Source organism: Bacteroides fragilis (assembly GCF_019583405.1).
Taxonomy (GTDB): Bacteria; Bacteroidota; Bacteroidia; order Bacteroidales; family Bacteroidaceae; genus Bacteroides; species Bacteroides fragilis_B.
Genome location: NZ_SZUU01000007.1, coordinates 225,512 through 239,002 on the forward strand (window position 1 = coordinate 225,512; position 13,491 = coordinate 239,002).

General features: G+C 43.7%; 14 protein-coding genes. 6 read left to right on the forward strand and 8 right to left on the reverse strand.

The annotated features are described in order from the left end of the window. Positions 1–120 precede the first annotated feature (120 nt). Both FDF36_RS15775 and radC read left to right on the forward strand, forming a co-directional pair. Positions 121–1,110, forward strand: coding sequence for a glycosyltransferase family 2 protein (locus FDF36_RS15775; protein ID WP_220391982.1), 990 nt, complete (start codon positions 121–123; stop codon positions 1,108–1,110). 42 nt (positions 1,111–1,152) lie between these two features. Then, positions 1,153–1,845: a RadC family protein gene (radC, locus tag FDF36_RS15780; protein ID WP_220391983.1), complete on the forward strand. Its 693-nt coding sequence runs from the start codon at positions 1,153–1,155 to the stop codon at positions 1,843–1,845. Between the two features lie 24 nt (positions 1,846–1,869). Here radC and FDF36_RS15785 read toward each other — a convergent pair whose 3' ends face one another. The 8 genes from FDF36_RS15785 to FDF36_RS15820 all read right to left on the reverse strand — a co-directional run bounded on the left by FDF36_RS15785 (position 1,870) and on the right by FDF36_RS15820 (position 10,168). After that, positions 1,870–2,634, reverse strand: coding sequence for a UDP-2,3-diacylglucosamine diphosphatase (locus FDF36_RS15785; protein ID WP_220391984.1), 765 nt, complete (start codon positions 2,632–2,634; stop codon positions 1,870–1,872). A gap of 45 nt (positions 2,635–2,679) precedes the next feature. After that, a complete protein-coding gene (locus FDF36_RS15790; protein WP_005784330.1) occupies positions 2,680–2,991 on the reverse strand; it encodes a metal-sulfur cluster assembly factor in 312 nt (103 codons plus the stop codon). Between the two features lie 82 nt (positions 2,992–3,073). Beyond that, on the reverse strand, positions 3,074–4,474 hold the full coding sequence (locus FDF36_RS15795; RefSeq protein WP_220391985.1) for an alkaline phosphatase: 1,401 nt from the start codon (positions 4,472–4,474) through the stop codon (positions 3,074–3,076). Positions 4,475–4,695: 221 nt separating this feature from the next. Further along, positions 4,696–5,892 carry an acetate kinase gene (locus tag FDF36_RS15800; RefSeq protein WP_220391986.1) on the reverse strand — a complete coding sequence of 399 codons (1,197 nt, stop codon included), beginning with the start codon at positions 5,890–5,892 and terminating at the stop codon, positions 4,696–4,698. Between the two features lie 18 nt (positions 5,893–5,910). Beyond that, a complete protein-coding gene (gene pta, locus FDF36_RS15805; RefSeq protein WP_005810809.1) occupies positions 5,911–6,930 on the reverse strand; it encodes a phosphate acetyltransferase in 1,020 nt (339 codons plus the stop codon). A gap of 133 nt (positions 6,931–7,063) precedes the next feature. Continuing rightward, positions 7,064–8,617: a hypothetical protein gene (locus FDF36_RS15810; protein ID WP_220392017.1), complete on the reverse strand. Its 1,554-nt coding sequence runs from the start codon at positions 8,615–8,617 to the stop codon at positions 7,064–7,066. Positions 8,618–8,661: 44 nt separating this feature from the next. Then, on the reverse strand, positions 8,662–9,459 hold the full coding sequence (locus tag FDF36_RS15815; RefSeq protein WP_220391987.1) for a DUF4384 domain-containing protein: 798 nt from the start codon (positions 9,457–9,459) through the stop codon (positions 8,662–8,664). A gap of 25 nt (positions 9,460–9,484) precedes the next feature. Continuing rightward, positions 9,485–10,168 (reverse strand): hypothetical protein, encoded by a 684-nt coding sequence (locus FDF36_RS15820; RefSeq protein ID WP_220391988.1) that lies wholly within the window; start codon positions 10,166–10,168, stop codon positions 9,485–9,487. Between the two features lie 206 nt (positions 10,169–10,374). Between FDF36_RS15820 and FDF36_RS15825 the strand changes: the two genes are divergently transcribed. From FDF36_RS15825 to FDF36_RS15840, 4 genes are read left to right on the forward strand one after another with little or no spacing between them, the layout of a single operon-like run. Continuing rightward, positions 10,375–10,713: a CidA/LrgA family protein gene (locus FDF36_RS15825; RefSeq protein WP_005784314.1), complete on the forward strand. Its 339-nt coding sequence runs from the start codon at positions 10,375–10,377 to the stop codon at positions 10,711–10,713. Beyond that, positions 10,710–11,405: an LrgB family protein gene (locus tag FDF36_RS15830; protein WP_220391989.1), complete on the forward strand. Its 696-nt coding sequence runs from the start codon at positions 10,710–10,712 to the stop codon at positions 11,403–11,405. The genes FDF36_RS15825 and FDF36_RS15830 overlap by 4 nt, the downstream gene beginning before the upstream one ends. A 54-nt stretch (positions 11,406–11,459) precedes the next feature. Next, positions 11,460–12,377 (forward strand): DUF2156 domain-containing protein, encoded by a 918-nt coding sequence (locus tag FDF36_RS15835; RefSeq protein ID WP_220391990.1) that lies wholly within the window; start codon positions 11,460–11,462, stop codon positions 12,375–12,377. 9 nt (positions 12,378–12,386) lie between these two features. After that, entirely contained in the window at positions 12,387–13,406 is a 1,020-nt protein-coding gene (locus FDF36_RS15840) for a GNAT family N-acetyltransferase (protein WP_220391991.1), read from the forward strand. Positions 13,407–13,491 lie beyond the last annotated feature (85 nt).

Below are 13,491 nucleotides of genomic sequence, written 5' to 3' on the forward strand. Positions count from 1 at the left end.
AAAAATGTGGCCTCTATCCCATACGGGAATAGGGGCCGCATTTTTTTATTACCATCCATGACGGTTATCAAAAAATAATGTCATATATTTGCAAGTCAACAACCGATTATCATTAAACCTATGCGATACTCCGTTATTATCCCCGTTTACAATCGTCCCGACGAAGTGGACGAATTATTGCAAAGCCTCACTACCCAACATTTCAAGGGTTTCGAAGTCATAGTGGTAGAAGACGGATCATCTGTCCCTTGCGAAGCGATAGTAGATAAATATCAAGGGAAACTGGACATACATTATTACGCCAAACCAAACTCCGGCCCTGGACAGACCCGTAATTACGGGGCCGAACGCAGCGGAGGGGACTACCTTATCATATTAGATTCGGACTGTATCCTTCCCGAAGGATACTTCGATGCAGTGGAACAGGAACTTTCTGCCACCCCGGCCGATGCCTTTGGCGGACCGGACCGGGCACATAGTTCTTTCACTGATATACAGAAAGCGATCAATTATTCGATGACTTCTTTCTTCACCACGGGGGGCATCCGCGGAGGCAAAAAGAAAATGGATAAGTTCTATCCGAGAAGTTTCAATATGGGTGTCCGCCGGGAGGTTTATCAAGCATTAAGAGGTTTCTCCAACATGCGTTTCGGCGAAGACATCGATTTCAGTATCCGCATATTCAAGGGAGGATACCAATGCCGTCTCTTTCCCGATGCCTGGGTATACCACAAACGACGTACGGATTTTAAGAAATTCTTCAAGCAGGTGCATAACTCCGGTATTGCGCGTATCAATCTCTACAAAAAATATCCCGAATCGTTGAAAGTCGTCCATTTGCTGCCGGCTGTATTCACGTTGGGAGTTGCACTTCTACTACTATGTACTCCCTTTTGCCCGTTCAGCCTCGTCCCGATTCTACTTTATGCATTACTGGTCTGCCTGGATTCTGCGCTGCAAAACAAAAGCTTACGCATCGGCATCTATTCCATCGCTGCTTCTTTCATCCAACTTATCGGATACGGCACAGGATTTTGGCGTGCCTGGTGGGAACGTTGTGTACTGGGAAGAAACGAATTTGAGGCTTTCCGCAAGAACTTCTATAAATAAAGATGCTTCAACAAAACCTTATCCCGCAAAACACATTAAATCATGAACAAACAGAAACTAAACATCAAGCAGTGGTCCAAAGCCGATCGGCCACGCGAAAAAATGATGGCAAAAGGTTCCGAAGCATTGAGCGACGCTGAACTATTGGGCATCCTGATAGGTTCGGGCAATACGGAAGAGAGTGCCGTTGAACTGATGAGAAGGATACTTGCCACTTGCGACAACAACCTGAATGAACTGGGGAAATGGGAAGTACGGAACTTTTCTTCATTCAAAGGCATGGGACCGGCCAAAAGCCTCACCATCATGGCCGCTTTAGAACTGGGCAAGCGGCGTAAACTGCAGGAAAGCAAAGAACGGGAACAGATCAGATGTTCAGAGGACATCTACAAGCTGTTCCATCCGCTGATGTGTGATCTGCCGCAGGAAGAGTTCTGGATTCTGCTTCTGAACCAGGCATGCAAAGTAATCAGCAAATTACGTATCAGTACAGGAGGCATTGACGGAACTTATGCCGATGTGCGCACCATCCTACGAGAAGCGCTGATAGGACGCGCTACACAAATAGCCCTGATTCATAATCACCCATCAGGTAATGCGAAGCCTAGCCAAGAGGACAAACGCTTGACGGGCGCCATACAAAAAGCGTCGCAAACGATGAACATCACCTTGGTGGATCATGTCATTGTCTGCGACGGTTGCTTTTATAGTTTTGCTGACGAAGGGCTTATCTGACCCGGTACAATGTTGAAATCCGAGTTAAAGTTGTGTTTCTCCTTCAACATAGTTTTCAAGAAACAGGTTCTCACCATCGAACACAGCATAAGAGAAGAAGTTGATCCAGTCGCCCAAGATAAGTATTCGCGCCGTAGCGCTCAGCATCAAGTCAAGTTCAATATGGCGATGACCGTAGATAAAGAAGTTAATATTAGGATGACTTTTCAAGTATTCCTTGGTATAAAGCACCAGAAACTCTTTATTCTCTCCCATATAATCCGGTTCTTTTCCACCCTCACGTTTCAGCCGACTGTGTTTGGCCCAATTCAGTCCCAAATCAATGCTCCACCGGGGATGAATCGTAGAGAACAAAGTCTGCAATGTACGACTATGGAACATAGTACGCAGCAACTTGAACTTTTTATCCGGATCTCCCAGCCCGTCACCATGTGCCAGGTAAAACTCTTTTCCATAAATCTCGGTGGTCACCGGTTCACGATGAATCGTCACCCCACACTCCTTAGTCAGATAGTCGCCGCACCAGATATCATGATTTCCCGTAAAGAAATGCACCTCTACTCCCATATCGGTCAGTTCGGAGAGTTTCCCTAAAAAACGGGTATAACCTTTGGGAACGACCAAACGGAACTCATACCAAAAGTCGAACATATCGCCCAGCAGATATACTGCGGCAGCTTTGTGCTTAATGCTGTCGAGAAAATTGACCAGGCGCCGCTCCTGCGTACGTCCATGCTCTATGGCACGTGACCCCAAGTGGGCATCAGAAAGGAAATATACGTTTTTCATACTGTAAGAATGGATCGTTTAAGAATAGAGGTAAACTGATAATGGTCATAAAAAGCCCAGTTCCAATTTAGCCTCTTCACTCATCATATCTTTATCCCACTCCGGCTCAAAAACCAGATTGATTGTGGCAGAATTTACCCCGTCAATCGACTCTACTTTCTGACGTACATCTTCCATAATGAAATCTGCCGCAGGACAGTTAGGAGCAGTCAAGGTCATATCAATAGATACTTCTCCATCCTCGGAAACATCTATTTTGTAAATCAGCCCCAGATCGTATACGTTTACCGGAATTTCGGGATCGAATACGGTTTTGAGCATATCTACTATCTTTTCTTCTATTTCAAACTTAGTCATATCTGTATTTCTTTGAAAGTTCATAGGACAAAGCTAAAGAAATTCTTTGAAAGATAGAGAATATTGAGGATAAATTAACGGGTTATTTATACCCACCGGCTTTTGCAATGCGTTTCGGTATCTCCGTATTATCCATCTTACCGATGAACAGATCGGAACCGGCACCGATAGCAAATACCGGCACATATCCGGCAGAATGTCCGCCGCTTGTCCAGCCTACCATAGCGATTTGATCCATCACTTCTTTGGCTTTAGCAGCCATCGGCTCAGTCTTGGCATACATACTTTCGGCAAATTCCACTTTATTTCTTACAAATGACTTTTCATATTCGTCACGCAGTTTCTTTTCTTGCTCCCAAGTGATAGGAAGTACAGACCAGAAGCCCATCTCTTCGGACAGCAGATTCTTAATGTCTTCCCAAGCTACATGATTATTCTTAGCTTTGCGCAAATCACTGATCTTTTTAGAGAGTACCTCGGCAGATGCTTTCTGGTTCTCAAGTGCTTTGAGATTCAAGGCATACTTTCCGGTTCCCAATGCGATACCTCCTGTTTCATGGTCGGCAGTTACCACAATCAGAGTTTCTTTCGGGTGTTTCTTGTAAAACTCATAAGCAACTTTGATGGCATTATCCATATCCGCCACTTCGTGGAACACCGTAGCGGCATCATTCCCGTGACAAGCCCAGTCTATCTTGCCCCCTTCTACCATCAGAAAGAAACCTTTGTTTTTACCTTTAGTCAAAAAGTCAATAGCACTTTCTGTAATCTGTGCCAGAGTCAGGTCCCCTTCTTTACTATCGATAGCATAAGGCAAAGAGCCCGTATCGGCACCTTCTTCTTGAATCAATATCATCTTGCCTGCCATAGCAGCTTTGGCTTTATAATCGTTATACCCGCGAGCAATGGTGTAACCGGCCTCTTCAAACATCGGGAAAATGCTTGGAGCCTCTTTCTTATCATAAGTAGTGGTTGGCTTCAGGAAACCGGCACCGGCATAAAAATCAAAACCGGCTTTAGGAAGATCGGTAGCTATTTCATAATACATATTCCGATCCGGCTGATGTGCGTAGAAAGCGGCAGGAGTAGCATGGTCAACACTGACACTGGTGGTAACTCCCACCCTTTTACCGGCTTTCTTTGCTTTCTCGGCAACTGTCTGCAAAGGATTCTTCTGATCATCCATCCCAATGGAACCATTATAAGTCTTTTCTCCGGTGGAAAGAGCAGTTCCCGCAGCCGAAGAATCAGTCACAGAATTAGTGGCAGAGAAAGTAGTAGCCATTGTCCCGACCGGGAACTGTGTAAAAAGCAAAGGCTCTACGCCAATGCGGCCTTTCTGGATTTCGGCACGATACATTTCCGTACCATTCACTTGATTGACACCCATTCCATCACCAATGAAATAAAACACATATTTTGCCTGAGCATTGGCTATAACTGCCACACAAACAAAAAGAAAGAAATAAAAAAGTCGTTTCATTCTGGTACTATTTAAGTTTATTCGAGTTAGTGATAGCAAAGATAAAAATTTTAAAAAGAAGAAAAGGAGAAAGGGACATGAATATTCTGTTAAATAGATCATCGCGTATCAATTACCCTTAAACAAGAACTGCCATCTCTAACCTACCTCATATAAAAAAACCGGAGAACAGAGAGTAAACCTCCGCCTCCGGCTTTTTATCTATAATTACTTATCAACTTTTATTTATCCAAGATAGCCATTGTATCAGACGCAATCAGCAATTCTTCGTCCGTAGGGATCACCACTACCTTCACTCTTGAGTCATCAGCTGAGATAATGGCCTCTTCACCACGAACCTTATTCTTTTCCGGATCGAGTTTCACACCCAGGAATTCCAGCCCTTCACAAACACCGGCACGGCAAGTCGCCTGATTTTCACCAACACCGCCTGTGAACAGGATAACATCAACACCACCCAAGGCAGCGGCATACGCACCAATATATTTCTTGATGCGATAGAAGTACATCCGTTCAGTCAGGATAGCCTGCGGATCACCTTTGGCAACGGCAGCTTCCAAGTCACGCATATCGCTTGAGCCGTTCATCATACCGGCTACACCACTTTTCTTATTCAGCAGGTTAGAGATACCTGTAGTAGTCAGACCCTCTTTATCCATAATGAATGTAACGGCTCCGGCATCAATATCACCAGAACGGGTACCCATCATCAATCCTTCCAACGGTGTCAGTCCCATAGAAGTATCGATACACTTACCATCTTTAATAGCAGCAATCGAACCACCATTACCGATATGGCAAGTAATCAATTTCAAACCTTCCGGTTTAATTCCCAGGTATTCGCATACACGCTGAGAAACATAACGGTGAGAAGTTCCGTGGAAACCATAACGGCGCACACCATACTTCTTGTACAATTCGTAAGGGATAGCATACAGATATGCATGCTCCGGCATAGTCTGGTGAAATGCAGTATCGAATACACCAATTTGCGGAACATTCGGCAGAATAGCTGTAATGGCGTCAACTCCTTTCAGGTTAGCAGGATTGTGGAGAGGTGCCAGATCATTGCAGGCAGCGAAAGCTTCAAGCACTTCTTTAGTCAGTAATACTGATTTACTGAAGCGTTCACCTCCGTGCACCATACGATGACCTACGGCATTGATTTCTTCGAGTGATTTGATAGCGCCATATTCGGGACTTACCAGTGTATTCAAGATGAATTCCACACCTACGGTATGTTCTGGAATATCCTTCTCCAAAATTTTCTTTTCACCATTCGGCAAAGTCAATTTCAGGAATGAATCTTTCAAACCGATCTTTTCGATCCCCCCCTGAGCAATCACTTCTTTGCTGTCCATATCGAACAGCTTGTATTTGATAGATGAACTACCACAGTTCAACACTAAAACTTTCATATCTGATTTTCGATTTAATTATTTACCATTCTTTGCAGCAATCGCCTGATTGGCTGTGATTGCAATCATTCTGTATACGTCTTCAATAGAACATCCGCGTGAAAGATCGTTTACCGGGCGGGCAATACCCTGAAGAATCGGGCCTACCGCATCGGCATGTCCCAAACGCTGCACCAGTTTATAAGAAATATTACCAACTTCCAGACTCGGCACAATCAGCACATTTGCCTCACCGGCAACCGGAGAACCGGGAGCCTTGCTCGCACCTACCGAAGGAACCAAAGCGGCATCCGCCTGCATTTCACCATCGATATTCAAATCGGGTGCCATCTCTTTAGCTAATTTCAATGCCTCTACCACCTTGTCCACATTTTCATGCTTTGCCGAACCTTTAGTAGAGAAACTAAGCATTGCTACTTTCGGGTCAGCTATTCCTGCTACCGCCTGAGCAGTACGCGCTGTACAAACGGCAATCTGTGCCAGTTGTGAAGCGTCCGGAACCGGAGTGACAGCAACATCCCCCATCACCAGCAGACCATTCTGACCGCATTCCGGTGCATGTGTCAACAGCAGCATAGCACCCGACACACATGTAATTCCCGGAGATGTCTTTATAATCTGGAGAGCCGGACGAAGCACATCTCCCGTAGTATTACGGGCACCCGCCAATTGTCCGTCAGCGTCACCGCTTTTAATGATCAGACAGCCCAGATACAACGGATCGAGTACCAATTTACGGGCTTCTTCGATAGTCATACCTTTTTTCTTACGGAGTTCGCACAACAATTGCGCATATTCTTCTTTCTTCGGATGATTCTCAGGATCAATAATAGTGGCCCTGTTGATATTTCCGAGTCCCCATTTGGCAGCGGCAGCATTAATTTCTTCCGGATTACCCAAAAGAATCAAATCTGCAACTTCATCTGTCAAAATCTGATTGGCAGCTTTCAAGGTACGTTCTTCCGTACCTTCGGGAAGGACAATGCGCTGGCGATTAGCTTGCGCACGCGCAACGATAGAGTTAATTAAATTAAGCATAGATATTTAATATTGTATATAAATTCAGTAGGGTGTGTTATTTCACGCCGCAAAAGTACACAATATTGCAATATCAACATTGCAATTCGGGGTATTTTTTACCCCGAACCTGCAATTATTATAATATTTAACACTAACGGATTATTTCCGGAGCTACACTCTTGAAACGATCCATACACATTCCTATCGGTGCACCGATATAAGTAGGATCACAAATAAGATATTTTTTACCATCCAGCAAGATGTAGTCACCCGAGATTTCTTCGTTGAACCGGACAGCCGAAGCGATATGATTCGGATAGTCGAGCAGCACAGCGTCCAATCCCATCAAGTCTTTCACCAGATTGGAGAACAAGATGGCACGGTCCTCACAGTCACAAGCCGGATAATAAAAGTTCTCGTCCATGAAGAAAGGCTTTTCATAGCCAAATTGTTCACCATCTGTCTGATATTGAAATGAATTCTGTACAAAATCAATCAGAATGTTCGCAGCATCCTTCTCTGATTTTCCCTTTATAGCTGTCTGCAAAGACGGGTAAAGGGCACTCTTCAACTCTTTGCTCATAGGTGTTTTATAGTAGACAGCAACTTCACATTGCGGATAATCTTTATAAAAATCCATCAGGTTCTTATTGACAACCGCATTGATTTGAAGAAGAGATTTTTCCGAAGGAGACACTGTTTTACCCAACTCTTGCATACCGAACTGTGGCACAGCGTTCAAATCCATACACACCAGATTCTTGGCATTGGCAAAATCCTGACTGTAGGTATAAACAGCCATCGAACCACCCTTATCTGCTTCAAACACATAGTACTTGATGCCCTTGAAAGTAATATACGGAACACCGAATATAGTTCCTGCCGGAGCCACCAACAACTTCAGCTTATCGTTTATTTTAGACAGACGCACCTTATATCCACATTTATTGAGAATAAACATCTGTAAAAAAGCAACATCATCTTTCCGGGCAGCACCACACATTTGTACCCCTAACTGCTTAATGAACAGCAAGAATGCCCAGTCGTTCATCCGGTGCTCATTCTTCAAACGGACGCAATCGTTAATCAATTGCTCATGATCGGCTTTACACAACCGGCTCCAAGCAGCCGCAACTTTACTCTCGCTTGTCCCCCCCAGTACAAAGTCTTCAATAATATCCGTAGCCACCTCAAACTGAGTACCATAAAACTCAATCGCATTGCGACGCACTGAACTTCCGGGTAACGGAGCAGGGATGTCCACCTTTACAGGTGTATAAGGTTTACCCGGAACATAAACGCCCGGAGTCGGTTTATCAGTCACTGCCGGCAGATCCGGCTTCTTGACTTCCACATTCACTTTGCCTCCTACGCCCGGTTTATCGGCTATGGGTATCTTAGGCACTGCCGGCTTGATCTCTACCGGAGCAGGAATCGGCTTTTTTTTATCAAAAAGAGTCGGTTTCACCGGTTCCGGCCGAGTGGGCATCGAATCCCCCACAGAGGCATTATACTTTTGCCACGCTTCCTTCAGAAATGTGGCAAACTCTTCGTCTGCTTTATTTTTAAAGTCTTTATATTCTTTCTGCTGTTTCTTTTGGAAATTATCAAACTCCTTCTGATAGTTCACATCCTGTGCCATAGCAACGGATGGAACCAGAAAGAGTGACGCAAAAACGAAAGAAAAGTAATATTTCGTTTTCATCATAATAAGTGATTAATGATTAACGGTCAGTAGTTCGGGAACCACTATTTTATAAGTACCATATCATAAAAAGCACAACGCTGAACTGCGGGAATAGAGTACACCCACTCTAATACATTCTGATAAGTGACCTCTTTAGTAAACGGAATATCCTCTTTAGTTGCCACCATCATCATATTTATCTTCTCGCTCTCCTTGTTATGCTGTTTCTCCATACGATAGTCCACAGCATTACTGAAAGGAATCGAATATTCTTTGCCGGCTTTCAACAACGTATTGGGTTCGTAACTATTAGGATAAAGCAAAGCTCCCCCATTACTGTCGAACCAGAAAAACTTCAAGTATGAATCCGTACCATGTACAGTCAACTTACAGTGAAACACATCCCCCTCACGATAGAGTGTCTCCACTCCTTTCACTTCGAGAGCATACGAACTGTCCGGTTTATCCTCTTTCTGCACCTCGGCATCGATGGTTACTACCTTATACAAGCTGCGTGTATTTGTGTCCCAAACCTCTTCTACCTTTTTATTAGTAATATTCACCATTCCTCCGATAGCAAGCACATTCATTTGCGAATAAGCTTCGTGAAGTTCCTGTCCGTCTTCCTGGGTAATCTGCCCAAAAACAGACCACACATTCTCCATCACGCCCGCCTTTTGCAAAGCAGCTTTCTTTGCTTCCATAAAAGCACGCTCTTCCGCCTGCTTCAATGTGATGTCATCGCTGACCTGCCAACGTCCTTGTACACCTTTCACTTTTACGGGTTTCTGGGCGTAAAGAGCGCTGGCAGCGGTCAATAAAAGTACAGCTAAAATTCCTAATAGCCTGTTTACGTTCATTCAGTTTGCCTTTTTATATTAAAACTTACTGAGCAAGTTTATCCAGTTCTTTAGCCAGTTCCGGTGATTTTTTAGCCAATTCTTCGCTAAGCGCTTTGACAGCAACTTTGTTTGCCGCCTCCAGACTGTAACCAATGGTAACCATTACCTCAACATTTTTATTTGGTAATGTCCTGTACACTTCCACCAAAGGAATAGTGCGCCCCAATGTTCCGCTGATAATACTTTTTCCGGCAGCTACAGCACTCGACAGGCTGGCCGCTTCTTCCTGTCCCATATCGTCATTGGCAACCTTCGATTCAATCAGTTGAGTCACCTTTGTCTGAACCTGTCCGGCAATGTCAATCTTAGCAGTATTGGTAGCCTGCATGGCTGCAGCCGACTGATTTCCACCAATCACTCTTGATGTGGCAATATACCAGTATGGATTGCCATTCATATCAATTTCCATCTGTTTTTCCCATGAATTCTCCAGTTGTTTATCCAACGGTAACTTTCCTACCGGAGTTTTGAAGCCTTCTTTTGTCAGTTCTTTGGCTTGTTTGCGTGCTTCTTTAATAGCTTTTTTCTGCAAATCTTTGTTGATAACTTTTTCGTCTTTCTGAATAGCTTTATAAGCCTTTCCTGTCGCTTTTTCTTGTGCAAGTGCATTTAAAGAAATCATCATCGTGAGTGTTGCGAAAACACTGATTAACAAACTCTTTTTCATACCAATTCTGTTTTTAGTGGTTAATATTCGTTATGTATGTTCGTTTTTCCTTTGCAAAAATAGGTAAAGTAATCCATTTCGTTTACTTTTTCTTTATTTTTTTGTAATCCCCACTGTTAAATAAGAATCTTCATGTCCTATTAGTTGCTACCCTAACCTTATTTTTCATAACTTTGCAACGTTTTCAAAAATCAATAGGTAATAGTATGATACGTCAGTGTGCCATTTTATTTGGCTGTTTGGCTTTGGGTGAATTGATTGTTTATCTCACGGGGATTAAGCTCCCGTCCAGCATCATCGGGATGTTGCTGCTCACCCTCTTTCTGAAATTAGGTTGGATCAAATTGCATTGGGTGCAGGGAATGTCCGACTTTCTGGTTGCTAATCTTGGTTTTTTCTTTATTCCTCCAGGAGTAGCCCTGATGTTATATTTCGACATCATCGCGGCACAGTTCTGGCCGATTGTGATAGCTACTTTAGTCAGTACCCTGTTGGTGCTTGTCATCACCGGATGGGTTCATCAATTAACACGTAAACTCAAATGAATTATTTAGAAAACGAATTCTTCTTGCTGGCAATCACTTTCGGAATCTACTTCTTTGCCAAGCTTTTACAGAAAAAAACAGGAATACTCCTACTCAATCCCATCTTGTTGACTATCGCAGTCATTATCATTTTCCTTAAGTTGGCCAACATCTCCTTTGAGACTTACAACCAGGGAGGACACCTGATTGAATTCTGGCTAAAACCGGCAGTCGTGGCTCTCGGAGTCCCTCTATACCTGCAACTCGAGACAATAAAAAAGCAACTGCTTCCCATCATCTTGTCTCAATTAGCAGGTTGCATCGTAGGTGTTATTTCAGTCGTACTGATAGCCAAGCTGATGGGAGCCTCACAGGAAGTCATTCTGTCACTTGCTCCTAAATCAGTAACTACTCCGATTGCGATGGAGGTAACCAAAACATTGGGTGGGATTCCGTCCTTGACGGCAGCTGTAGTTGTATGTGTAGGGTTACTCGGTGCAGTATTAGGTTTCAAAACGATGAAAATCATGCATGTAGGTAGCCCTATCGCACAAGGGCTCTCTATGGGTACGGCTGCTCATGCCGTTGGCACCTCAACGGCCATGGACATCAGCAGCAAATATGGTGCTTATGCAAGTCTCGGTCTAACCCTCAACGGCATCTTCACCGCCCTGTTGACCCCAACTATTCTACGATTACTAGGAATTCTCTAACAAAATCACCTTATCTTTGTTATATATAAACAGTTAATAGGAAATAACAACTTTATGATCGCATTCAAAGATATAACGATCCAGGACAAGGATACCATTACAGCCTACACGATGAATAGTTGCCGTCGCAACTGCGACCTCTCTTTTTCCAACTTATGCAGTTGGCGATTCTTGTATCACACCAAGTTTGCCATTATCAATAACTTCTTGGTTTTCAAGTTTTGGGCCGGCGGTGAGTTGGCCTATATGATGCCTATTGGCGAAGGCAACCTCAAAGAAGTACTGAATGAACTTATTGAAGATGCCCGACAGGAGGGTGAATCTTTCTGCATGTTGGGAGTCTGTTCATGTATGCGTGAAGATCTCGAAGCTACAATGCTCGGACAGTTTACATTCACAGTCGACCGTGATTATGCCGACTACATCTATTTGCGTACTGATCTCGCAACATTGAAGGGGAAAAAATATCAATCGAAACGAAATCATATAAACAAGTTCCGCAATACATATCCTAACTATGAATATGCTCCGATCACCAAAGACCGGATAGAAGAATGCCTGGAGTTAGAGGCCAAATGGTGCAAAGCCAATGACTGCGACCAACAGGAAGGGACCGGAAATGAGCGGCGTGCCTTGATCTATGCTCTCAATCATTTCGAAGAGTTAGGACTGACGGGCGGTATCCTGCACGTCAATGGACAGATTGTAGCCTTCACTTTCGGCATGCCGATCAATAAAGAAACTTTCGGTGTACATGTAGAAAAAGCAGATACCAGCATCGATGGCGCTTATGCCATGATCAATTACGAATTTGCCAATCACATTCCTGAACAATATATTTACATCAACAGAGAAGAAGATTTAGGAATAGAAGGGTTACGCAAAGCTAAACTTTCGTACCACCCGGAAACTATTTTGGAGAAATATATGGCTTGCCTGAAAGAGCAGCCTGTAGAAATGATAAAATGGTAGCATAATCAAATGATAAAGGAGCAGGTAAAATCATTATGGAAACTTTGTTTCGATGATAGCGAAGCATTCATCGAACTTTATTTCCGGCTTCGTTACAATAACGAAGTCAACTTAGCCATTCAAAGTGGCGAAGAAGTGATTGCTGCGCTCCAAATGCTCCCTTATCCCATGACATTCTGCAATAAAATAGTACCTACTTCGTATATCTCCGGTGCGTGTACGCATCCCGATTACCGTGCGAAAGGAGTGATGCGGGAGTTATTATCACAGAGTTTTGCCCGCATGCTCCGTAACGGTGTTCTGTTTAGTACATTGATTCCTGCCGAACCCTGGCTATTTGGTTATTACGCCAAAACAGGCTATACTCCCGCTTTCCGTATCTCCCACAAAGTCTTCTCACTTTCAGAGTTGACCATTGATCCGGAACCGGATACCATGATTGAAGAAACAACGGAATATCAGGAAGATTATTATCAATATCTGACCGGCAAGCTATCCGAACGTACCTGTTGTTTGCAACATACGTCTACAGATTTTAAAGTAGTCCTTGCCGATCTTGCCTTGACACAAAATGCCGTTCTCATTGCCCGGAAGGATAATCGAGTAACGGGTATAGCTGTTGTCTATAAACACGATGATAGTTCGTATATCAACGAGTTGTTTGCTGACAATGAAGCTGTCCGGGCACAATTACTCTACCGGGCCGGACTAAGAAACGGCACTGAACGGATTATTCTTCAACTTCCCCCTGTAGAATCCCTGCCAAGTGTCCCATTAGGAATGGCACGCATCATTGATGCCCGGGCAGTTCTTCAGCTCTATGCAGCTGGTTGTCCCGAAGTGGAAATGAATATCGAACTGACTGACGAACAGCTTTCGGTCAATAACGGCTATTACTATCTCTGCAAAGGAAAATGTATGACCAGTGAAGTCCGCTTACCCGGAGTACATACCCGAATGACCATTACCGAATTATCGGAAAAGATACTGGGTGAAATGCAACCGTATATGAGCTTGATGATGAATTAAAGTTCTCCGTTCTTTTCATTATAGATTACGCAAAACACTGACACACAAATATATACTTTTTCGGAAGAACAATTGTCTTAATCCG